Annotated in this window: 20 protein-coding genes; 11 read left to right on the top strand and 9 right to left on the bottom strand. The window is 52.4% G+C overall.

The genetic code is table 11. The features are described 5' to 3' along the window. Positions 1–32 precede the first annotated feature (32 nt). From NSS79_RS31890 to NSS79_RS31850, 9 genes are all read left to right on the top strand, one after another. Positions 33–371 (top strand): DUF3243 domain-containing protein, encoded by a 339-nt coding sequence (locus NSS79_RS31890; RefSeq protein ID WP_342437487.1) that lies wholly within the window; start codon positions 33–35, stop codon positions 369–371. A 199-nt stretch (positions 372–570) separates the two neighbouring features. Then, on the top strand, positions 571–1,593 hold the full coding sequence (locus NSS79_RS31885) for an LLM class flavin-dependent oxidoreductase (RefSeq protein ID WP_342437486.1): 1,023 nt from the start codon (positions 571–573) through the stop codon (positions 1,591–1,593). A 129-nt stretch (positions 1,594–1,722) separates the two neighbouring features. Further along, positions 1,723–2,199: a glutathione peroxidase gene (locus NSS79_RS31880; RefSeq protein WP_342437485.1), complete on the top strand. Its 477-nt coding sequence runs from the start codon at positions 1,723–1,725 to the stop codon at positions 2,197–2,199. A gap of 409 nt (positions 2,200–2,608) precedes the next feature. Next, positions 2,609–4,243, top strand: coding sequence for a formate--tetrahydrofolate ligase (locus tag NSS79_RS31875; RefSeq protein WP_342437484.1), 1,635 nt, complete (start codon positions 2,609–2,611; stop codon positions 4,241–4,243). 366 nt (positions 4,244–4,609) lie between these two features. Then, a complete protein-coding gene (locus NSS79_RS31870; RefSeq protein WP_342437483.1) occupies positions 4,610–5,974 on the top strand; it encodes an FAD-dependent oxidoreductase in 1,365 nt (454 codons plus the stop codon). Positions 5,975–6,177: 203 nt separating this feature from the next. After that, positions 6,178–7,005: a formate/nitrite transporter family protein gene (locus NSS79_RS31865; protein ID WP_342437482.1), complete on the top strand. Its 828-nt coding sequence runs from the start codon at positions 6,178–6,180 to the stop codon at positions 7,003–7,005. 476 nt (positions 7,006–7,481) lie between these two features. Beyond that, a complete protein-coding gene (locus tag NSS79_RS31860; RefSeq protein ID WP_342437481.1) occupies positions 7,482–8,699 on the top strand; it encodes an MFS transporter in 1,218 nt (405 codons plus the stop codon). Between the two features lie 49 nt (positions 8,700–8,748). Continuing rightward, positions 8,749–9,279, top strand: coding sequence for an N-acetyltransferase (locus tag NSS79_RS31855; RefSeq protein ID WP_342437480.1), 531 nt, complete (start codon positions 8,749–8,751; stop codon positions 9,277–9,279). Beyond that, positions 9,260–9,904, top strand: a complete 645-nt coding sequence (locus NSS79_RS31850) for an MOSC domain-containing protein (RefSeq protein WP_342437479.1) — start codon at positions 9,260–9,262, stop codon at positions 9,902–9,904. The genes NSS79_RS31855 and NSS79_RS31850 overlap by 20 nt, the downstream gene beginning before the upstream one ends. 133 nt (positions 9,905–10,037) lie before the next feature. Here the strand turns inward: NSS79_RS31850 and NSS79_RS31845 are convergent, their stop codons facing one another. Together NSS79_RS31845 and NSS79_RS31840 are read right to left on the bottom strand one after the other, a co-directional pair. Beyond that, complete coding sequence (locus NSS79_RS31845) at positions 10,038–10,586, bottom strand: GNAT family protein (RefSeq protein WP_342437478.1); 549 nt, start codon at positions 10,584–10,586, stop codon at positions 10,038–10,040. Between the two features lie 41 nt (positions 10,587–10,627). Continuing rightward, complete coding sequence (locus NSS79_RS31840; protein ID WP_038597516.1) at positions 10,628–10,873, bottom strand: DUF2164 domain-containing protein; 246 nt, start codon at positions 10,871–10,873, stop codon at positions 10,628–10,630. A gap of 205 nt (positions 10,874–11,078) precedes the next feature. Here NSS79_RS31840 and NSS79_RS31835 point away from each other — a divergent pair, with 205 nt between their 5' ends. Next, positions 11,079–12,785 carry a glutamine--tRNA ligase/YqeY domain fusion protein gene (locus tag NSS79_RS31835; RefSeq protein WP_342437477.1) on the top strand — a complete coding sequence of 569 codons (1,707 nt, stop codon included), beginning with the start codon at positions 11,079–11,081 and terminating at the stop codon, positions 12,783–12,785. A 117-nt stretch (positions 12,786–12,902) separates the two neighbouring features. Here NSS79_RS31835 and NSS79_RS31830 read toward each other — a convergent pair whose 3' ends face one another. From NSS79_RS31830 to NSS79_RS31800, 7 genes are all read right to left on the bottom strand, one after another. Beyond that, positions 12,903–14,123, bottom strand: a complete 1,221-nt coding sequence (locus tag NSS79_RS31830) for an MFS transporter (protein WP_038597510.1) — start codon at positions 14,121–14,123, stop codon at positions 12,903–12,905. Positions 14,124–14,325: 202 nt separating this feature from the next. After that, entirely contained in the window at positions 14,326–15,894 is a 1,569-nt protein-coding gene (locus NSS79_RS31825; RefSeq protein ID WP_342437476.1) for a glycoside hydrolase 43 family protein, read from the bottom strand. 27 nt (positions 15,895–15,921) lie between these two features. Next, a complete protein-coding gene (locus NSS79_RS31820) occupies positions 15,922–17,271 on the bottom strand; it encodes a sugar ABC transporter substrate-binding protein (protein WP_341096880.1) in 1,350 nt (449 codons plus the stop codon). 97 nt (positions 17,272–17,368) lie between these two features. Continuing rightward, positions 17,369–18,208 carry a carbohydrate ABC transporter permease gene (locus NSS79_RS31815; protein WP_342437475.1) on the bottom strand — a complete coding sequence of 280 codons (840 nt, stop codon included), beginning with the start codon at positions 18,206–18,208 and terminating at the stop codon, positions 17,369–17,371. Further along, the gene (locus NSS79_RS31810; RefSeq protein ID WP_052092358.1) at positions 18,201–19,145 is read right to left on the bottom strand and encodes a sugar ABC transporter permease; all 945 of its coding nucleotides are present in this window, start codon (positions 19,143–19,145) and stop codon (positions 18,201–18,203) included. The genes NSS79_RS31815 and NSS79_RS31810 overlap by 8 nt, the downstream gene beginning before the upstream one ends. Positions 19,146–19,257: 112 nt before the next feature. Then, the gene (locus tag NSS79_RS31805) at positions 19,258–20,523 is read right to left on the bottom strand and encodes a response regulator (protein ID WP_342437474.1); all 1,266 of its coding nucleotides are present in this window, start codon (positions 20,521–20,523) and stop codon (positions 19,258–19,260) included. Next, the gene (locus tag NSS79_RS31800; protein WP_342437473.1) at positions 20,523–22,319 is read right to left on the bottom strand and encodes a sensor histidine kinase; all 1,797 of its coding nucleotides are present in this window, start codon (positions 22,317–22,319) and stop codon (positions 20,523–20,525) included. The genes NSS79_RS31805 and NSS79_RS31800 overlap by 1 nt, the downstream gene beginning before the upstream one ends. 317 nt (positions 22,320–22,636) lie before the next feature. Here NSS79_RS31800 and NSS79_RS31795 point away from each other — a divergent pair, with 317 nt between their 5' ends. Further along, positions 22,637–23,290: a molybdenum cofactor guanylyltransferase gene (locus NSS79_RS31795; RefSeq protein ID WP_342437472.1), complete on the top strand. Its 654-nt coding sequence runs from the start codon at positions 22,637–22,639 to the stop codon at positions 23,288–23,290. Positions 23,291–23,305 lie beyond the last annotated feature (15 nt).

The following is a 23,305-nucleotide window of genomic DNA, read 5'->3' as shown; positions in this document are numbered from 1 at the left end:
AACTAATTAGTTTTCATAAGGAGGCGCATCACGTGTCCGAACATAACCATGTGGTAAGCAAAGATGGAAGTGTAACCATGAACCGTGTCAATGACGCCCTGGACCGGATTGAACCTGAGCAGAAAGAGGTTATTCTGAACAATTTTCAGGAGTTTAAGAGCTATTTAAGTAAGCGGATTCACCTTGCCCAAAAAATCGGGCTCAGCAATGAGCAGCTTGCCCTAGCAGCCGAGAAAATCGCTGATTATCTGGCGGCTTATGAAGAGCCCCGCAACAGCGAGGAGAAACTGCTGCTGGAGCTGTGGAAGGTTGGCAGCAAGGAAGAGCGGCATCGTCTGGCGCACATGCTGGTCAAGCTGGTTCAGGAGTAATTCAAAGCTTGCCCACAGGCGGTTAAGCGGGTACGCAGCTCTACCGGTGCATGCGCTGGTATATAGCGAGGTAAAGTCCTTCTCCGGTTCGCAGGAGGAGGACTTTTGCTGTTGGGGAATAGGTACATAGGGAACGTTCAGGATATAATGGAGGCAGTATCTGGATATCTCAAATCTTATTATTGGAGTGGCTTGGAATATGAAATTAAGCATATTGGATCAGTCTCCGGTCTCCGAGGGCAGCTCCCCCGCCGAGGCCTTGGCCCAAACGTCCATGCTCGCCCGGGAGGCGGAGAGGCTGGGGTATCACCGTTTCTGGGTATCGGAGCATCATGCGGCTCCCGGACTGGCCGGATCCAGCCCGGAAGTACTCATGGCCCACCTGGCTGCTGTGACCTCTTCCATTAGGATTGGCTCCGGTGCCGTTCTGCTCCCGCATTACAGCGCCTTTAAGGTGGCTGAGAATTTCCGCGTGCTGGAAGGGCTGTATCCCGGACGAATTGACCTTGGACTGGGCAAGGCAGCGGGAGGTGCGGCTTTGGCTGTACGCGCCCTGCAAGAGAGCCGGATGGACGACATAAGCCGTTATGAGGAGCAGGTTAAGGATCTCATTGCCTATTTGCACGGCACAGTGGATTCCGGGCACCGTTTTGCCGGACTGCTGGCCACTCCGGCCGTCCGTACAGCGCCGGAAATCTGGCTGCTCGGCTCCAGCAAAGATAGTGCCGAACTCTCCTCGAAGCTAGGGACCGGCTTCGCCTTCGCCCAATTTATTAACGGCAACGGAGGCTCTGAAGCGGTAAGTGCCTACCGGCAGAGCTTCAGGCCGTCCCCCGCTGCCGCGAAGCCGCATGCGCTGGTTTCCGTATTTGCTGTGTGTGCCGAAACCGCTGAAGAGGCAGACCGGCTGGCAACCAGCATGGATCTTTCACTTGTACTGCTGGAGAAAGGACATGTCTCCACAGGCACGCCTTCCGTAGAAGCCGCGCTGCGCTATAATTATGCACCGTATGACCGGTTTCGTATGGAGGAGAACCGCAGGCGGATGGTTGTGGGGGCGCCGGAGGATATCCGGCGCCAGTTCCAGGCTCTTGCCGAGCAATATCAATGTGAAGAGATTATGTTTGCAAGTTTTATGCATAGCTTTGAGGACCGGCTGAAATCCCTCCGGCTTATCGCTGAGGCTTGCGGGCTGTCCCCGCGGGGCTCAGACGCTGGATAATAATCTGCTGAGTTTTGTTTTCCGTTTCCGATAAGGTAAGATGGGAAATGAAATGCAAAGTCCCAGTCTGGGCATTTCGCTGCAATACCGGTCATTTATTAACATACACCCGAAAGGAAGGGATGCAGGATGTCTATTTACAGTTTTGCCGGAGTAACGCCTTCCGGTAAAGAAGTGCCGCTTAAGGATTATGAAGGCAAAGTGCTGCTGATCGCGAACACGGCCAGCAAATGCGGACTTACCCCGCAATACGGAGATCTACAGAATCTTTATGAGCAATATGGTGACCAGGGTCTTGTTGTGATGGGTTTTCCCTGCAACCAATTTGCCGGCCAGGAGCCGGGAACGAGTGAAGAAGCGGAGGAGTTCTGCCAGATTAATTATGGCGTCAAATTTCCGGTCTTCGCCAAAGTGGATGTCAATGGACCGGATGCAAGCCTGCTCTTTCAATATCTGAAGGGCCAGCAGCCGGGTACAGCCGAGAGCAGTGACATCCAGTGGAACTTCACCAAGTTCCTGGTTGACCGCAGCGGCAAGGTTGTGGCCCGCGTGGAGCCGAAGGAATCCCCTGAAACGATGAAGGGACTCATAGAATCTTTGCTGTAAACAGCATTTGCAAACCCGGGCCACGCCTGGCTTAGTGCAAATTCAGTGTCCTCCCGAAACCCGGTGCAAACCGCATTTTGGGAGGGCTTTTATTTAAATATAAGAATTTATATGCTTCACGCTATAAGTTATCCTTCTATTTCTCGCTGAAACGGATACCGTCCTTTTGAGGACGGCGAAGCCGTTTCCACTTGTATTAGCCATAGCTGATCTCCGGTGAAAGCAGGCACTGAGTCCTTTGCCACGGCTTGCGCTGTGAAATATACTATGAAAATAATCCTTGACGCTTTTCAGAGACGCTGTATCCTTTGAAGAGAGCAACATCATCGTTGGCCATACATAAAACATATTAAGCGCATAATGCGCAGTACGAAGCAGGATAATAACGGCAGGAGGGTTTTATAAGGGCATGAGGTTAATAACAGAGGTAGCATCGGCAGCAGGGATTAGTGAAGAGCATCTGGAGCTGTACGGCAAATATAAAAGCAAGCTGGCGCCAACGCTATGGGATGAGCTGAAGCACAAGCCCGATGGCAAGCTGGTTCTGGTTACTGCGGTTAATCCTACACCGGCAGGCGAAGGTAAGACTTTAACAACCATTGGGCTGTCCCAGGCGCTGAATGCCGCGGGGGTGAAGACGGTAGCAGCACTGCGCGAGCCTTCGCTCGGGCCATGCCTTGGCATGAAAGGCGGGGCAACCGGCGGAGGCAAGGCACAGATCGTTCCGGCTGATGAGATTAATCTGCACTTTACAGGAGATATTCATGCAGTCACTTCAGCGCATAATCTGCTGTCGGCGATGATCGACAATCATATGTTCCAAGGGAATGTGCTGGGCCTCGATCCGCAGCGCATCGTCTGGAAGCGGGTCATGGATATGAATGACCGCAGTCTGCGCAGCATTGTGACCGGGCTGGGCGACGGCAATGGAACGGTTAGGGAGAGCGGCTTCCAGATTACAACAGCATCGGAGATTATGGCTGTGCTGTGCCTCTGCGATAACCTTGCTGACCTTAAGCTGCGTTTAGGCCGCATGCTGGTCGGCTATGACCAGTTGGGGCAGCCGGTAACGGCCAAGGATCTCGGGGCGGTGGAAGCGATGACTGCGCTGCTTAAGGAAGCTGTGAAGCCCAACCTTGTGCAGACACTGGAGGGGACGCCGGTCATTGTGCACGGTGGACCTTTTGCGAATATTGCCCATGGCTGCAGCAGTGTCATCGGGACCCGTTATGCGCTCAAGCTAGGTGATGTGGTTGTAACCGAAGCGGGGTTTGGCGCTGATCTCGGCGCGGAGAAGTTTATGGATATCAAATGCCGTCAGGCCGGGCTTGCCCCTTCTGCAGCTGTGCTGGTCGTGACGGTGAAATCGCTGAAATATAACGGGGGTGTCCGCAAAGAAGAGCTGTATGCCGGCAACCGGGAGGCACTGCTCTCGGGACTGTCCAATATGGAACGCCATATTGAGAATTTGGGCAAATTCGGCGTACCTGTGCTCGTTGCGCTCAATCACTTTGAAGGTGATGCGCCATCGGAGATTGAAGAGGTGCTGAACGCCTGCAGCCGCCTTGGCGTGCCTGCGGCCGTTTCCAAGGTATGGGCAGAAGGCAGTGCAGGTGGACTCGGGCTGGCAGCGGAGCTGAAGAAACTGCTGGATCGTGAAGATGCAGGGGGATTTGCGCCACTATATGAAGACAGTTTGGATATTCCCTCCAAAATCAATAAAATCGTCACCGAAATTTACCGTGGTGCGGAAGTGGCGTTCTCCCCTGCCGCCAAACGCAGTTTGGCTATCATCGAACGGCTGGGCTTGCAGCAGCTTCAGGTGTGCATGGCCAAAACACCGTATTCCTTCTCAGATCAGCCAAGACTGCTTGGTGCGCCGGAAGGTTTCACGATGGGTGTGCGTGATATTACACTGTCACTGGGTGCAGGCTTCGCTGTTGTGATTACCGGCAATATTGTGACCATGCCAGGACTGCCGGCCAATCCGGCCGCCGAAGGGCTTTCCGTCGACGAAGACGGTGTAATTCACGGCTTGATGTAGTTTTTATATCTTTTAGTATGGCCGAAACCCCGGACCCGCTGTGTAATTTGCGCGGGCTCCGGGGTTTTTTGCGTGACGAGTTCCCGGCATTGATATTATCCTGCTGCGCTGCTGCTGTTATCCTAGACTGGCTACTGCTTCCTGCGTTCTTAAGACATAATGTCTTGCCGCCGGGGAAAAGCTAAAGGAAGCCGCAGAGCGCCGAAAAAAGGCGTAGTTCATACATTTCAATTGTGAACAATATGAGAAGATGTACCAAAAGGCTTGCAATGTGATATTAATCACAATATAATCAGTATATAAAGTGAAATATATCACAAACAAACAGACGAAATTATGCTTGCCAATTTGGAGGAGGAAGAAATCATGAAAGTAGCAGTCATTGGATGTACCCATGCCGGAACCGCCGCAATTGTTAATACCGCCCAGCTTTACCCGGATGCCGAGATAACGGTGTACGAACGCAATGATAATATTTCCTTCCTGTCGTGCGGCATTGCTCTATATGTCGGCGGAGTGGTTAAAGACCCGCAAGGCCTGTTCTATTCTTCGCCCGAGAAGCTCGCTGAACTGGGTGTCAATACAAAGATGCGCCATGAAGTGATCAATGTGGATACAGCCCGCAAAACCTTAAAAGCCCGTAATCTGGCAAACGGCCAGGAATTTGAAGATACGTACGACAAACTCATTATGACTACCGGCTCGTGGCCGATTGTGCCAAAGCTTGAAGGCATGGAGCTGGATGGCATCCTGCTCTCGAAGAACTACAATCACTCCAACACCATTATCGAAAAAGCGCAGCAGGTGGACAGAATCACCGTTGTCGGAGCCGGTTATATCGGTGTCGAGCTGGTGGAGGCTTTTCAAATGAACGGCAAACAGGTTACGCTGATCGATGGCGAGGACCGGATCCTGAGCAAATATCTGGATGAAGAATTCACTACACCGATCCAGCAGACACTGGAGGATCACGGCATCAAGCTGGCGCTCGGTGAGAAGGTCAGCTCGTTTGCCGGAGAGAACGGTAAAGTGACCAAGGTGATCACAAGCAAAGGGGAGCATGAGACCGATCTGGTTATCCTCTGCATCGGTTTCCGTCCGAATACAGAGCTGCTGAAAGGGCAAGTGGATATGCTGCCTAACGGGGCGATTATCGTCAATGATTATATGCAGACCAGCCTCCCGGATGTCTATGCCGCCGGCGACAGCTGTGCGATTCATTATAACCCAACCGGCAAACATGCCTATATTCCGCTGGCTACGAATGCCGTACGTATGGGAACACTGGTAGCTCGCAACCTGGTGGCGAATACGATCCCATACATGGGTACGCAGGGAACATCGGGGATTAAAATTTATGAGGATAATATCGCCGGAACTGGACTGACAGAATACGCAGCCAAAGCCGAAGGCATGGATATCGAGAGCGTGCTGCTGATCGACAACTACCGTCCAGAGTTTATGCCGACCTTTGAGCAGGTTCAGTTAAAAGTAGTTTTTGACCGCGCCACCCGCCGGGTTCTCGGAGCGCAGATTATGTCCAAGATGGATCTGACACAGTCGATCAATACCGTGTCTGTCTGCATCCAGAACAAAATGACGGTGGATCAGCTGGCCTTCATTGATTTCTTCTTCCAGCCGCATTACAACAAGCCATGGAACTTCCTGAACACTGCTGGCCTTCAGGCATTGCCAAAGATGTCTGCAGTCAAAGAAATTGTTACTGTATAAAACAAACCCAAGAGACCGGATCCAGCCACTGGATCTGGTCTTTTTTTGTTTCTGCATCCAATGCAGTAATGGTAAATTTGACATGTCAGTGAAAACTTTCACTTAGTTTTCTTAGACGTGACTTTTATCACGTAAATGTGATTGGGATCACGCTACAATGGCATAAAGGAACAAATTTTAAGTATTAAAAGGGGATAGGAATCATGGCTTATAACAAACCGCAGCAGATTGCCGAGGTAACGGTAGAGAACGGAATCAAGAAGGCTCACAACCCGCTTGCCACCGTACTTATTCTCGGTTTTCTGGGGGGAGCGTTTATTGCGCTCGGATTTTTACTGGATATTCGTGTCATTGCCGGTGCTCCGGCGGAATGGGGATCCATCGCAAACTTTATCGGGGCGTCGGTGTTCCCGGTAGGACTGATCCTGGTGCTGCTGGCCGGCGGGGAACTGCTGACAGGCAATATGATGGCCGTGCCGCTGGCATTTATAGCGAAGAAGATTTCCTTCTGGGAGGTCATCAAGAACCTTGTGCTGATCACGCTCAGCAACCTGGCAGGCGCGTTGTTCGTTGCTTATTTCTTCGGCCACGTTGTCGGCCTCACCGCAGACGGAGTGTATCTCGATAAACTGGTCGATATGGCTGAACATAAGATTGATGCAACCTTCCTGCAGGCCTTTGTCTCCGGGATCGGCTGTAACTGGCTGGTAGCTCTGGCCGTGTGGCTCTCTTACGGGGCGGATAATTTCAGCGGTAAAATCCTCGGTATCTGGTTCCCGACCATGGCATTTGTGGCCATCGGATTCCAGCACGTTGTAGCCAACATGTTTCTTATCCCTGCTGCTATATTTGAGGGGCATTTTACCTGGGCACAATATTTCGGCAACTTTGCCCCGGTATGGCTGGGCAACCTTACGGGCGGAGCCATCTTCGTAGCCGCAGCCTATTATATGGCTTACCTTCGCAAAGAGCCGGCGGCTGTGCAATCCGTAGAGGGTGTATCCTCTGTCGGAGTGAAGAAACACGCTTAATCCTTACTAATTAAATGCCGTCTTAAACGGCAATAGACACTCCTTGTAGCTTTTCCTCTTCCAGCCTATAACGGCTCAAGAGGGAAGGTTCTCGGGGTGTTTTTTTGTGAGGTAAAATAGGGCTGCACAACACAAAATTCGCCGTGCATATCCGACTCGGGGGAACGAAATCGGGCTCACGGCGAATTAATAGGGAGTGTTTCATATGCTCTATTACCCGGGCAAACGAAGAGCGAATCAGTCTCTGTTCAGCAATTTTATTTACGCATGGTGGCAGCAGTTATAAAATATAAAGATCCGATTGGGCAGGTTTTTCACTGCTGGGGCTGGCCATAGGTTTTGGTCAAGAATCATGGGGGTATTGTGTTTGAGTGACGCGATAATGCGTCAGTGTGAATGCTTGCTCTTCGTCCTGTTTTGGGATGATACTGGATGAAATTAATGACACATATATTACAGGGGTTGAAAGACAAGTCATGAGGTTTTTACAAGCTTATCCAAAGGAAGTCAAAGTTTTTCTGATTGCCAGTCTTATCAATGCAACAGGCAGCGCGCTAATGTGGCCGCTTGTCACGATGTATGTATTTGATGAACTGGGCCGCAGTATGACAGATGCGGCACTCGTTATTGTTATTCAATCCCTCGGAGGTATATTCGGACAACTGCTGGGGGGATCACTCTATCATAAAGTTGGTGTCAAACGCCTGATCGTCGGTGCGCTGGCCATGAATGCCCTGGCCTTGTTTACCTTGCCGGCGGCAAGCGTGAACTGGAATATGTTCATGCTGGTGATGGGGCTGGTGGGTCTGTTCAATTCGTTGTCATTGCCGGCCATTCAGGCCTTTATAGGTTTCCGCTTCGCAGAACAGCGCGGAGAGCTTTTTAATGTAATTTATGTCGCCAATAATATTGGGGTAGCGCTGGGCACGATGCTGGCCGGTTTTCTGGCCGATATTTCCTATCTGCTGAGCTTTGTGCTTAATGGGCTGGCCTCAGCCGTGTTTGCCGCATTTTTCTTTGTGTATTTGCGGAAGGTTGGCACAGAGCCGGCCCATGCCGAGCCGCATAGGAGAAACGGTCCCGGAGAGCTGTCGAGCTGGAAGCTTATAGGCCACACCCGAATCTATCTGTATATGGCCTTAGGTTCGATGTTTTTATTGATCGGCAACTCGATCTGGAATACGGGAGTTTCTCCGTTTATTATTTCGGAAGGCTGGGCTAAGAGTACCTACAGCCTTCTTTGGACGCTCAACGGGATTCTGATCTTTGCCGCGCAGCCGCTGGTAAGCTTGATCAAACGCTGGTTCGCGGAGACCTCGACGGCGCAGATGACGGCAAGCGCTGTTTTTTACCTGAGTGGATATGCAGTGATCTTGTTAATGCCAAGCTATCCCGGCCTGGTGCTGGCGATGTTGCTGACCACGCTGGGGGAGATGCTTATTTCTCCGGCGATGCCTTCATTTATTTCCGATCATGCGGACCGCAGTGCGCCCTTCTATCTCGGGCTTAGCGGTGGGATCGGCGCGGTTGGCAGAGTTCTCGGCCCCTATATGATGGGCAGCCTGTATGACCGGGGAGGCCTTGCGCCGACAGGCTGGCTGGCTTGCGGAATGGCGTTGCTGGCGGTAGGATTCTTCGCGGTCCATGCCTTCATCAACCGTTCTGGCCGTGCACTGGAACAAAATGGGGTATAATGGTCTGTAGAAGAATCACTTAAAGGTAAGTCAAGGAGTGCAAAGAGCTATGCAACAAATTATTAGAGGCTCGCTCACGATTCGTCCCTCGGAGTTCAAGGATACCCGTGAGCTGATTATTCTCGATAACATGATTTGGACGGAGGAGACCACACCGGGTCCATTAATGTGGTGTTCCCGTGAGGATTATCTGCTCCATACCCCTCCCGGTTCCCAGCTTGTAGCTTTGCAGGAAGGGGAACTATGCGGGTATGTCGGTTTCGGCTGTCCCAGCGGGATGGAGAGCAACCGCCATGTGTGCGAGGTGAACATCGCTGTCCATCCGAAGTTCCAGCGGCTTGGCATCGGCGGACAGCTGATCGAGGCGATCAAGCAGCACGCCGGAGAGAACGGGATACGCAAACTCCGCTTGCGGGTGCTGTCCAGCAACACTCCTGCGCTCTCGTTCTACCGGAAATGCGGATTTGAGGAAGAGGGCCGGCTCAGGGAAGAGTTTTATCTTGTCGGACATTATGTAGATGAGGTATTTATGAGCTGCATGCTGACTGGAGGGAAGGGAAATGGAAGTCATTTCGCTTAATGTAGGCAAACCTGTAACGGTAGATTACCGTGGTAAGCCGCTGGAAACGGGGATTTATAAAATGCCGGCGGCTGGGCCGGTACAGCTTCATCTTGAGGGATTCGCCGGTGACGGGCAAGCGGACCTGGTGAACCATGGGGGCCCGGACAAAGCAGTCTGTGTGTATCCGATTGAGCATTATGCCTTTTGGGAGGAGCAGCTCGGCAAGAAACTGGAGTTCTCCGCCTTCGGCGAGAATATCACAGTCAGCGGGCTGCTGGAGACCGAGGTCTGTATCGGTGATGTGTATGAGATCGGTTCGACTCTGCTGCAGGTCAGCCAGCCGCGGTTTCCTTGCTTTAAACTCTCGCAGAAGCATGGCCCGGCTGATATGCCGGCCAAAGTGCTGGCTACCGGATACAGCGGATTTTATTTCCGTGTACTGCGTGAAGGTCAGATTACAGCCGGTGATGTAATCGTCAAGAAGGAATCCGGTGCGGGAGGCTACCCTGTAAAGCGGGTGCTCTACCTGATGGAACATGGCCGAAAGGACAAGAACGGTCTGGCTGAGCTATCGGAACTGGACAGCCTGGCGTCGGGAACCCGGATGAAGTTCCGGAGCTGGCTTGAGGCTGCGGAGAGCTAACGACTGCTGATATCCAAATCGGTGAATTTGATGATATGCCAAGTCCCCCCGGACGCCTGTTACGGGGGGCTTGGTTTGTTATAAAAGATCTAAAATTCCGTTAGATCCGGCGGGGTTGTATATGTCCCTCTGTTTAGCTCAGCAGCTTCCATTCACTGCGCAGCAGGCCGTATACCGCATGGTTCACATAGCCCGTAGGCAGCTTCTCCGCCTGACGCAGGACCCCTTCGAATACGAAACCCAGCCGCTCGGGAATCGCCCGGCTGGGCTTGTTGCCCGTAGCGCAGCGGATTTCAATGCGGTTCAGCTCCATTTCCAGCAGCGCATAATCTACGAAAACCCGGCAGGCGCTGGTCATGTAGCCTTTGCCTTCATATCCTTCGCCAAGCCAATAGCCGATTCCGACGGAGCGGCTCTGCCAATCTATCTCATGATAGCCGATAATGCCGGCCAGTTCTCCCCGGACCCACAGTCCGGCGGTGAAGCCGCCGTTGTCGCTGCCCTGCTTGACGGCATTTTTGATAAATGTGGCGATGTGGTCCTGCTCGGTGACTCCGTCAACCCAAGGCAGCCACTGCCTGAGCCTGCTCCGCGAGCGCTCTACCAGCGCGAACATGTGGCGGGCCTGCTCCGGCATCAACAGTTTCAGCACAAGCTCTTCATCAATGACATAATTAAACAAGCGGCTGCCTCCCTCTGTGCCACTAGGGCCGGATGTTCTGATTAACGCTTCTTCCATTCCAGAGCGTAAATATCTTCTTCCAGCGACTGCATCCGCTGTCCTACAAGGGCGCGGCAATCGCTCAGCGCTCCATTGTATAGGGCAGGTCCCAGTTCCTTAAGGAAGAAATCCAGCAAATTGTCGGCTGCGAGATGGCCGATGGTCTCTCCGCGTTCGGCTTCGAAATAAGTACGGATGTTCTCTGTAATAATGTCGCGCTGCTCTTTAGGCAGTTTCATCGGTTTCATAAGAATGAGTCCCCCATTGTTAAGTTATTCGTTAATTATGCCTTATAATTTCCATGCTACTCTATCGCCGGGAGAGAAGTCAAAGCATTCAGCAAGGCTGAGTGAGTCACCCATTTTATTGAACATTCTACGGTTAACGGGTATATTAGTAGGAAACATGTTCATACAAGGAAGTAGAACAATACAGAACGAGAGGTTGATAGCTGTGGAGAACCGTGGAACACCCTCCAATTTTATTAAGAATGTCATTACTGAAGATCTGAGCTCGGGGAAGGTTAAGGAGATCGTCACCCGTTTTCCGCCGGAGCCGAACGGTTACTTACATATCGGACATGCCAAGGCGATCTGGATTAACTTTACGCTGGCTGATGAATTCGGCGGAAAGACCAATCTGAGATTTGATGACACCAATCCGCTTAAAGAGGATACAGAATATGTGAATTCCATTCAAGAGGATGTAAAGTGGCTAGGCTATGAATGGGATGAACTGCGTTTTGCCTCCGATTATTTCGGAGAAATGTACGAGCGGGCAGAACTGCTTATCCAAAAAGGTAAAGCCTATGTCGATGACCTCAGCGCTGACGAAATCCGCCAGCTGCGCGGTACGCTGACCCAGCCGGGGCAGAACAGCCCGCACCGTGAACGCGGAATCGAAGAGAACCTGGATCTGTTCCGCCGTATGCGGGCAGGGGAGTTCAAGGACGGCGAAAAGGTGCTCCGTGCCAAAATTGACATGTCCTCGCCGAACATCAACCTGCGCGATCCAGTCATTTACCGTATTTCCCACTCGCATCATCATAATACCGGCGATGCATGGTGCATCTATCCGATGTATACCTTTGCCCATCCGCTGGAAGATGCTATTGAGAGTGTAACCCACTCCCTCTGCTCATTGGAATTTGAAGATCAGCGCCCGTTCTATGATTGGGTGGTAGCAGAATGCGAGATGCCGGCTGTGCCGCATCAGTATGAATTCGGCCGGCTCAACCTGGCCCAGACGGTAACGAGCAAGCGCAAGCTGAAACTGCTGGTGGACGAAGGCCATGTGGACGGCTGGGATGATCCCCGTATGCCGACGATTTCCGGACTGCGCCGCCGCGGGTACACTCCGGAAGCCATTCGCAGCTTTGTGCACGAAACAGGCATTTCCAAAAGCCAGGGTCTCGTGGACCTGCAAATGCTGGAGCATTTCATCCGTGAGGACCTGAAGCTGACCGTTCCCCGGACGATGGCTGTGCTGCGGCCGCTGAAAGTGGTCATTACCAACTATCCGGAAGGTCAGACCGAATACTTCGAGATTGAGAACAACGTGGAGAATCCGGAAATGGGCAACCGGCAGATTCCATTTTCCCGTGAAATCTACATTGAGCGCGATGACTTCATGGAGATTCCGCCGAACAAATATTTCCGTCTCTTTCCCGGCAACGAAGTGCGATTGAAGAACGCCTATTTCATTAAGTGCAACGAGTTCATCAAGGATGAGAACGGCGAGGTTGTGGAGCTGCACTGCACGTATGATCCCGAGACGAAGAGCGGCAGCGGATTTACCGGCCGCAAGGTCAAGGGAACACTGCACTGGGTGGATGCCAGCCAGGCAGTACCGGCGGAATTCCGCCTCTATGAGCCGCTGATTTCCGCTGAAGAAGCGGATGCGGAGGCTGAGATCGAAGGAATGGAGCCTGTGGGCGACAAGCCGGAGCCGAGTTTCCTTGATCAGCTGAACCCGCAATCTATTGAGATTCTGCAGGGCTTTGTGGAGCCGGGTCTGAAGGACAGCGTGCCGCAGGACAAGTTCCAATTCTTCCGCCATGGCTATTTTAACGTGGACAGCAAATACTCCGCGCCGGGACATCTCGTGTTCAATCTTGTGGTATCCCTCAAAAGCTCATTCCAGCCGCCTAAGCAGGGCTAATTCATAGCATTGCAATCTGGCAGGCTAACATAAAAGCAGGCTTGGCTTCCTTATCGGGAAGTCCAAGCCTGCTTTTGTGTTATGTCCTATGGGGTGTATCCGCTGCTTATGAGGTTATTATTCGTGGCCCGCCAGCTCTTCCTCCTGCTCCGCCGGGTTCAGGTAGTCGCCGCGGCTGACGAACAGCCACATTAAGCCGAAGCCAAGCGTTCCAATGAACGAGAGGAATACACCGGACTGGTACATGCTCTGGGCCCCGAGGGTCTGATACAGCCAACCGCCGAGAACACCGCCCAGAATGCCGGAAATGCCGCTCCAAGTCAAAGTGTAGAGGGCTTGTCCAGAGGAACGGTAGGGGCGTGGAACCAGCAGCATGGTCAGCTGCGTTCCCACATAGAAGAAGCCGCCAAACGTAATGCAGTGCAGAATTTGAATAAAAGCCACCTGAAGCGGTGTTGTCGCACCGGCCATCAGCCACCAGCGCAGGACAAATAAGACGCTCACGAGTGCCAGCCAGCCCAGCAGCACCGAGACCTTGCGTTTCAGGAAACGGTCGCACAGCAGCAGCACGCCCACCTCCAGGATGGAGGAGAGGAATACGGCAAGGCCGATCATTGTTTTGCTGCCCCCAAGCTCTGTAATGTAGAGCGACACGAAGGTATTGTTCATCGTATTGGGGATGGAGACCAGAATGCCGAAGAAGATAAAACATAGAAAAAACGGATTATAAAAGATTTTTTGGAAGCCCTTGAACGGCAATGGCGCAACGCCTATGGAATGATCGAGCCTCGGCAGGGCAACCAGCGAGAGCATGGCCGCGCAGAGCAGTGCAGCAAAGAGATAAGACAAAATAGATACGCCGGCCCACTCAATAACGGGCCCGGCCAGGATCGCGGTCAGCGCCCATCCGAGCGAGCCCCAGAGCCGGAAAGAGCCGAACTTGTGATTCGTGCCGTCAATATAGCTAAGAATCATCGTGTTGCTCTGGGCGAACAGCGGACCCTGGAAGAAATAGAAGAAAAGGATGGAAACATAAATCATTTCATATGTATGCGCCTGAAATACAAGCTGAGACAATACCAGTGTTCCCGTCAGCATGACGAGGACAATCCGCCGCATATTCTGATAACGGTCACTCCATATGCCCCAGAAAGGATTGGCAATAATTGAAACGAGTGCGCCTACCGACATTAAGCTCCCGATCTCCAACTTATTCATCCCTACATCCTGCAGATATAGTGGGAAGAAGCTAGTGAAGAGGACCACGGTTCCATATACGAAGAAATTGAACCATTTCAGAGAGCTGAAGGATGGATGCTTATTAAGGTACTCCCGCAAATTGGGCACTCCTTTCCCGCCAGATGTCTTGCATTCCTTGCTTCAGCCTTAAAATAGGCCGTTTCTAACACTGTAACACTTGTTGAAAAGGGATACAAACCAAGTTTTGAATGATTTTCCAGCCAGCTGTCTAATTTCTGCTCCCGTCAGCTTTTTAAGTAGAAAAAAGCCGATATCCTGGGATATCGGCGAAGAATTTAGCTTAGATATGGAAATGGTCAAAGTCCGCAAAGCCCCCGGACTGGACCGGGGCAAAGGAGGCTGTGAACAGGCCAACTTTGGCTCCGACCCACCGTCCTTCAGCAATCGTGAACGGCTCACCGAAATCGGTGTATTGTGAACCGTCCTTACTGAAGCTGAACCGGCAAAGGCAATCTTCCTCCAAGCTGAACCTTAAGTGCAGGCTGTCTGCACCGGTGAGTATCTCAGCTTTTTTAATGTCCCCGGCTTCCGTGAGGTTCTCTGTAACACCACTGCTCTCATACTGGGTCAGCCGGAGCGCTCCGTCCTGGTCCATAGACAAGGCCAGATAGAAGGCCCGCTGCCCCAAGACCACGAGGCCCGCCCGTTCTTCGCAGGTGGCAAAGCTGGGCGTAATTTGTGCGGCTGCCGAAAAAACGGGAGCGGCGAACTTCTGCATGAGCAGCTGCGGAGCGTCATAAAGAGTGCGGCAGCCCTCTGGAAGTGCTGCGGCATACAGTCTCAAGCCGCCCCCGGGATTCAGGCTATACCAACCGGTGGCCGGATTGGCCTGCCACTGCCATTGCAGGCCGAGCGACGGTCCACGGAAGTCATCTGCAGTTTGGGGAACGGCAATTTCTCCGGCGGCACGGATATTGGGCTTGCTCCAGAGCTCTACCGGCTCTCCGATGTCCTGCCCGGGTGCAAGCCGGCCCATCAGCGGCCAATCCTCCTGCCATTCCATGGGCTGCAAATGGACGATCCGCCCGTGAGCGCCTTTATCCTGGAAATGAATAAACCAGGATTCGCCGGACGCAAGCTCAACCCATCCTCCCTGATGCGGGCCGTTCACCGGGGTATCCCCTTGATGCAGCACGATTTTATCCTCATAAGGCCCTTCGATGGCGGTGGAGCGGAAGACCGCCTGCCAGCCTGTGGGCACTCCGCCCGCGGGGGCAAAGATATAATAATAGCCATTTCTTTTGTACAGCTTCGGACCTTCCAGTGTAGGATGCTTTACTGTGCCGTCGATGATAATCCGGCCTTCATCCAGCAGGCTTCTGCCGTCCGGGGACATCCTGCAGAGGCTCAGAATATGCTTCAGGCCGGAACGGCTATGGGCAAAGGCATGGACCAGATAGGCCTGCCCGTCTTCATCCCAGAAAGGGCAAGGATCGATCCAGCCTTTGGCGGCCTTCACCAGATGCGGTGGTTCCCAGGCACCAAACGGGTTATCCGTCTTGGTCATGAAGATGCCTTCGTCGGGTGTTGCGTAGAAGATCCAGAACTGCCCGTCATGAAAGCGCAGGCTGGGCGCCCACACGCCTTTACCATGCTGCACCCGCTCATAGCCGGGAAGCTCCAGCTGCGGCAGCGCATGATTGACGAGGCTCCAGTTGACCAGATCCCGGGAATGAAGGATCGGCAGACCCGGCGTATGCGCAAAGCTTGAGGCGGTCATAAAGAAATCATCGCCTGCACGGATAACATCGGGATCAGAGTAATCGGCATAGATGATCGGATTTTTGTAAGTTCCGTCTCCCTGATCGGGAATCCAGCGTCCGGAACCTGTAACAGCATGAGTATTCATTCCAGCCCTCCCATTCGCGGTGGCGTATTATTTTTGAGTCTGATCATAGGACTGTTTCTCTGCCTCAAGCAGTTTAGCCCATTCGTCCAGCATTTCCGTTCCGGTCATTTTTTTGGCCATCACCTTTTGAATCATAGGCTCAATCTTTTTCTGGATATTGCTGTAGCCCGGTAGATAATACGGAGTGCCGGCAAAATGCGTGTCGGCCGAATTCAACAGCTCCGAAGCGGATTTCATATAAGGAATGTCCTGAATCCAGGCATCGGCGGCCGCCTCCTGATTAGCAGGGATTTCACCATAAAGCTTGGCGTACTGGCTGTTGATGTCATGGGACAGGTAGAAGGTCATGAATTTCCATACCGCGTCTTTGTTTTCGGCGGTTTTGGTCATGGTCAGACCCAGCGGCATGAGGCCGGGATGTTCACGATAGCCGTTGACACCCTTCGGAAACGGTACGGCTTCAAACTTGGTATAGTCTCCGTTGAATGCTTTCTCATGGGAGCTTGCCGAGCCAAGGTTATGCACAACAACAGCCGCTTTGTCCGATTGGAAGGTGGCGGCGAGCTCGCTCCAGCCCTTGTTGAGATCATCCTCTGGAGTATAGACATTATACGCGCCTAAATATTTCTCCAGAAACTCTGCGTGAAGCGGATCATTAATCGTTGCTTTTCCTTCAGGCGTAAAGTAATCGGCAATTCCGGAGTAGGAGTACATCAGCATTTCCAGCGTATTGGCACTTCCGGCACCACCGCGGATACTGAGCCCGTAGCGGTCTTTGGATTTATCGGTAAGTTTGGCGACATCCTCGAAGAATTGATCCCAGGTATCGGGGAGCGCAAGGCCGGCTTCTTTGAACCAGTCAGGGCGCAGCCAGAGATTCCAGGTCTGGGAGCTGTATGGTAGCGCATACAATTTTCCTTCTTTGGTATCCAGCTTGCGGTTGCTGGCAATCAGCTCAGCGGAAATCAGATCCTTGTCGGCCCAGCTGTCATAATAGGCATCGAGGGGCTCCAGCACATCTCTGGCGAGCAGGTCGGCCTTGAAATCATTCATGATATCCGGTGCCTGTTCTGCGGAGATCGCGACATTTACCTTTTGCTCGTAAGCGGATAAATCGCCGGGAACCCCGAGATAATCCACCTTAATGTCCGGGTTCTCTTCCTCAAACTGCTTGATGATCTTCTCGAAAAAAGCGTTGCGCTCCGTAGTCACCGCAGCTGCCCAGAAGCTAATGGTTGTCTGCTTAGCCTTATCCCCGTTCTTGCTGGCTTCGCCTGATGAGGCGGAGTTCGTTGTCTTGTTCGAGCCGCAGCCGGTCAATGCCAGCAGAAGCGAGGCGCCCACCAATACGGAACTCCGTAATTTTCTTGTCTTCATAAATCTTTAGACCTCCCTGAAAGTTATATTGTTGTATATATTAAGGACGTTTCCGGGAAAAGCCGGCCCGGCCCCGTCCTTAATGACTGGAGCCGGGTTAGCCCTTGACGGCACCGCCGAGGCCTTCCACCAAATAACGCTGGATGTACATAAACAGCAGCACAGGAGGGATCAGCCCGATGATGCTTCCCGCTGCCAGTGAGGCATACTGCACACTGAATTCACCGATCATAAATTTCAGCCCGATAGGAATTGTGAAGCGGTCCGGCGTTGTGATAAACGAGAACGCGACCAGAAATTCATTCCAGACGCCGATGAATGCGAAGGCGCTGGTTGCCACGATGCCCGGAAGCACGATCGGCGCGATAATGGCGAAGATAATGCGGAATCTTCCCGCACCGTCGACCATAGCCGCTTCGTCAATCTCCTTCGGGGTGGAGGCGATGAAGCCGCGCATCAATATCGTATTGAACGGGACCTGCAGCACGATATAGAACAGGACGAGCGAGTAAGGCGTGTTGATTAGCCCGAGATTCTTGAAAATCAGGAACAGCGGGATTACAAACAGGATGACAGGCATCATCTGTGTAGCCAGCAGGATCAGCATAAAGGCGCTTTTTCCCTTGAACTTGAACCGGCTCATCGCATAACCGTTCATCACCGACAGCAGTGTAATGACGATCACCGACAGGATGGAGACCAGCACACTGTTGAGGAAATATTGCGAGAAATTATTATCGTTCCACACATTGATATAATTCTCAAAGGTCAGCGGAGACGGAAGATATTGAATCGTCGAGCTCATAATGTCTGTTTCTTTTTTTAGAGAGGTGGAGATAGCCCACAGAAAAGGAACGAGTACAAAGATCAGCGTTAAGGCCAGCGGAATGTAAAAGAGCAGCCTGCTGCCTACTTTGCGGCCGGTAGTCTTATTCATCCTGCATTCCTCCCCGGTTGAGTCTCAGGTACAGAATGACAAAGAGCATCAGGAACAGGAAGGTGACGACGCCAAGCGCCGAGCCGTATCCGTAATTGCCCTCAAGGATCGAGGTCTTCATCATATAAATCGGCAGCGTTGTCGTCATATCCATCGGGCCGCCGTTCGTCATCGTAAAGATCATGTCGATGGAGTTGAATTCCCAGATGGCTCTGAGCAGGGTGGCGAAAATAATGCTCTCCTTCAGATAAGGAAGAGTGATATGAAACAGCTTCTTCAGGGGCCCGGCACCGTCCACCTCGCAGGATTCGTACACTTCGTGCGGAATGGTCTGCAGCGCGGCGAGCAGTGTGATCGCAAAGAACGGAATGCCCCGCCACAGCTCGGCGAAGACTACGGAGCCGAACACAGTGCTCGGATTAGCCAGCCAGGCGATGGCTTCATCAATGATGCCAAGCTTCATCAGGATATCGTTGATGATCCCGATATGCTGGTTGAACATGAGCGACCACAGCATGGTCGTTAGCACGCCGGATACGGCCCAGGGAACCAGCACCAGCGAGCGGACCAGGCCGCGCAGCCGGAAGGACTGGTTCAGCAGCAGGGCAACAATCAGCCCGAAGACCAGCTGAAGGGCCACCTCGGAAAACACCCATTTCAGCGTAGTGACGAGTGTGGTGTAGAATAAATCGTCTTCCGTGAAGATATGGCGGAAGTTCTCCAGTCCGATATAGCCTGCTTCCTGCAGACGGGTGAAATCGTAGCTTTGAACACTCAGGTCGAATACCCGGAATATCGGAAAGATCAGGATGCCCGCAATGAGCAGGACTGTGGGGGCGATAAGCAAATAGGGAAGCCACCCGTCCCCTTTGATGCGTTTTCTTTTTCCCGGTTTGGATAAGGCAAGCTTGCCCCCGGTTTGTCGCGTAATATCCATAACTGCACCTCCAAAACAATCGTAATTCAGATAGCGGATCAGCTGAATAAGATATATTTCAAAGGTTGTTTGTTTTCTTTAACAGTTTGCGTATAAGTTAGCAGCTGCCGGCTTAACCCTGCTGAACCTTACGGTAGTCCGAAGGGGACATGCCGAAGTGCTTTTTGAACAGCACGCTGAAGTATTGAGGATTAGGGTAGCCTACCCTTTCGCTAATTTCATAGGATTTGTAATCTGTCTGCTTCAGCAGCTCCGCCGCCTTTTCCATCCGGATGCCGGCGATATATTCGATTACGTTGATCTCTCTGTATTTTTTGAAGAGAGTACTTACGTACGATGGTGAGATATGAACTTCACCGGCAATTGCCGCGAGACTCAGCTTCTCATCAGCGTAATGTTTGATAATATACTGCTCCATTTGCTTCAGCAGCATGTGATGCGAATGCTGTGAATGGCGCATTTCATCACAGAAGAACAGGCCGGGTTCGCCGGCAACATCCTTCATATGCGCAGCCGTCAGGGCTTTATTGTAGGAGTAGGGGATCTGGGCGAAACCTTCGCACACGCTGCCTACACCGATGCTTACCGGAATTTTAAGACAGGCCTCAATCGTATTCCTCATCTCCTCCAGCAATTGGGCAAAGGAACCGTCCGGTTGATCCGCCTCGCCCGGGTTCTCCAGGTTAAAGAGAATATTGATTCTGTGATTGTAATGGACGAAAAAAGGCTTTGGAGCCCGGCCGCTGAACTGTTCAACGCCTATATTGCGGATCGAGAACAGCAGCAGCTCGGCGTTCTCCTCAATGCCGGGCCGGGAGAAGCGCCGCAGATCTTCGGGCTGGATCACCGCGACCCGGAAGTAGTTCCCCTCCCAGCGGATGCCGAGAAGATCCATTTCGCGGCGTGCCCAGTCGATGCTGGGAACACCGGACAGCAGATCGGAGAAGAACTTGTTTTCAATCAGGGTTTGGCTTTTTTGAGCCTTCTCCGATTCCCGCAGCTCCTGCAGCAGACTGCGCCCGGCAGCCGCCACGGACTTCAGGATGGTATCATTGTCCTCGTATTTCAGAATGTAGTCGGAAGCCTGCAGGTGGAGAGCTTTCTTGGCATAGGAGAAATCATCATAGCCGGTCAGGAAAATAATCCGGGTCAGCGGATATGCCCTATTCACCATCTCCGCCAGCTGGAGCCCGTCCAGCAGGGGCATCTGAATATCGGTCAGCAGGATATCCGGACGGAGCTGCTGAACAAGCAGCCAGCCCTCTTCCCCGTTCGCGGCGGTTCCGGTCACCTCGATGTCTTCAGTACTCCATTTCACATTGGCCCTTATGCCTTCACGGATCCATTTATCATCATCCACAATCAGCAGTTTCAGCATTATAATCGTTCTCCTTTCGTATCGCCTGTATAAGGAAGGTACACCTTTACCTGTGTGTACAGGCCCTCTTCGCTGTCGAGCTTTAATCCATAGCGGCTGCCGAAATGCAGGACAATCCTGCGGTGGGCGTTCCACAGCCCGTAGGTAATCGCTTCATGTCCTACCGTCTCTGATTCCAGCGAGGCGCGGAGCTGTGAGAGCTTGTCCCGGCTGATCCCGTGCCCGTTGTCATACACTTCAAAGACAGCATAATCCCCCTCACGGCGGCCGGAAATGGAGAGGAAGCCGTGGCCGTGCTTGTTTTTAATTCCATGGTAAATGGCATTCTCCACCAGCGGCTGCAGCGTAAGCTTGAGAATGGGAAGCTCAAGCAGCTCGTCTTCGACTTTAATCTCGAAGTCAAATTCCTGGCTGTACCGGATGTTGAGTATCATCAGATAGCTGCGCACATGCTCCATCTCCTCACGGACCGGAATAATCTCACGGCCTTTGCTGATGCTGATCCGGAAATAGGAGGTCAATGCACTGACCATGGTGGAAGCGCGCTGCCGCTCATTCATATCAATCAGATGTTTGATGGAGCTTAGCGTGTTGTAGAGAAAATGGGGCTGGATCTGGGCCTGCATAGCCTGCAGCTCGATCTGGCGTTTCTTCTCCTGCTCACTGCGCACTGTCTCGAGCAGCTGGGCTACCGAAGCCACCAGGCCGGAGAGCCCACGGGCCAATACGCCGATTTCATTATGCTGGTCCAGCTCAAAGCTGACGCCGAGGTCTCCCCGCTCGAAACGTTTGACCTGCTTGGACAGGTAGCGGAGCGGGTTGCTGAGATTGCGGGCGACAACCGCGGCAGCCACGATGAACACAATTAGGATAAACAGGATCAGAACCAGGGAGATGTATTTAATGCGGGTTGCTCCCTCCAGAATATCCTTCTCCGGCACAACCGCTGCAAGCACCCAATGATTGAGCGGCAGGGTATTGTAGGCAATGGCCATTTTCCGGCCCGCCTTGCTGTCGGCTGTCAGGCTGCCGCTGTCCTGTGCTCCGTTTCTTAGTGCGTTAATGGTTTCCCCGCTGAGTTCATATTCGGCATCCAAGGTCTTGGAGTACAGCTCACCTTCCGGGCTGATCAGCATCAGTGTCCCGCCCGGACTGATCTTTACATTCTCCATAATCTCGAGAAAATAGCTTTCTCGTAAATTTATAAGGACAATGCCGCTGGCCGGGGAATGTTCGGTGCCGATCATTTTGAAGCTGCTCATAACTCTCCGCTGCTCCACCGTATCAAAGATCGTATCCTTATGGCTGTTCAGCCAATAGTAGCCTTTCTGCGAGGTATTATAGCGTCTGTGCCAATCGTTCAGATCAATATGGACCTGCCGGGGGACATATTCCTGCTGCAGGTTGAAGGATCTTCCGTTATTGAACGCAACGAAGATGGAATCGATCATCTGGAAATAGGAATGGTACACATCGTCAAGCTGGTCGTGCAGCTTAATGAGATCGTCATACCGGTTCTGGTCGGCCGCCTGGCCTTCTCCCGAAAGAATGCTCTGCAGGGCATCATTATCCTCCAGGCGCACCAGCTGTTCGAAGATTGTGAGAAACTTGTCGTTCATGAACAGGGCTGTCTGATGAGTAGTGTCGGCGAGGGCGTAGAAAGCGTTTTCTTTTAATTGCCGACTGGACGAAAGATAAGAGAAGAATCCGGTCAGCACGACGGATAAGACCAAAATGGGCAAAAAGCAGATTAACAGCTTCGATTGGATCGGCCTGTCTACGAGGTAACGTTTCATGGAATAACTCCTTTTTGCAGATAAGATCTCCATAATGTTTACGTGAACATTTATGAAATGAGCCTCGCTTATCCTTAGGCAGCTGCCGGAACCGGCGCTTAGGAGGCCTTGAATTTAGAGTCTAGCACAGACCTCCGCAAAATCAACCAGTGTCTATATTTTTTCGAATTTTGAAAAAGTTCGCCCGCGTAATAAATTTCATTTCTTTCCTGCAGAAAAGGATATTTCAAGTGATAACACGTCAGCCTTGCTGTTTTCGCGCTGTAAAGTTTGATACGATACCCATAGAGAACAAGAGATTTCAGCGGGAGGAAAAAATGACACAATACACGGGAATTATTCTGACAGGGGGGGCTTCGAGGCGGATGGGCAGCGATAAAGCGCTGCTTACACTTGCCGGAGAACCTGTGATTGCCCGGCTGGCGGACGAGTTGGCCAAGCTCGCCGAAAGTACGGTCATTGCCTGCGGCCCCCGGGAGCGCAGGGAGTACGACTTCTTGCAGCTTCCCCAGATTACGGACCATTATCAAGGCTGCGGCCCTCTGGCCGGTCTTCATGCGGCGCTCAGCCATTCACCGACGGAATGGAATCTGGTGACGGCTTGCGATCTGCCGTTTGCTTCGGCGTTATTTCTGCAGTACATACTCAGCTGCCATGCGGAAACGTATCCCGAGACAGTGAGTCATAGGGCCGGTTTCGGCGCGTCTGCCGCTGTTCCGGTGTCCGCCTCCGGCCGGACGCAGCCCCTGCTCGGGCTGTATCATAAGCGGACACTTCCGGTGCTGGAAGCAGCGCTGAGCGGTGGAAGATTCAAAGTCATGGAGTGCCTGGAGAAGCTGGACGTTCTATATGTTCCAGAATCCGGCTTTACGCCTAGCCAGCCTACGCCCTCCCCTTTGTACAATATGAATACAACGGATGATTATTTGGCTGCCGTCAAGCTGCTGCCACAGTTCAAGGGTCCTTGCTGAGAGCACTAATTTTTC

Source organism: Paenibacillus sp. FSL L8-0436, assembly GCF_038593025.1.
Taxonomy (GTDB): Bacteria; Bacillota; Bacilli; order Paenibacillales; family Paenibacillaceae; genus Paenibacillus_AQ.
Note: the sequence above shows the minus strand (reverse complement) of the source record. Positions and strands in the feature narration are given on the sequence as shown.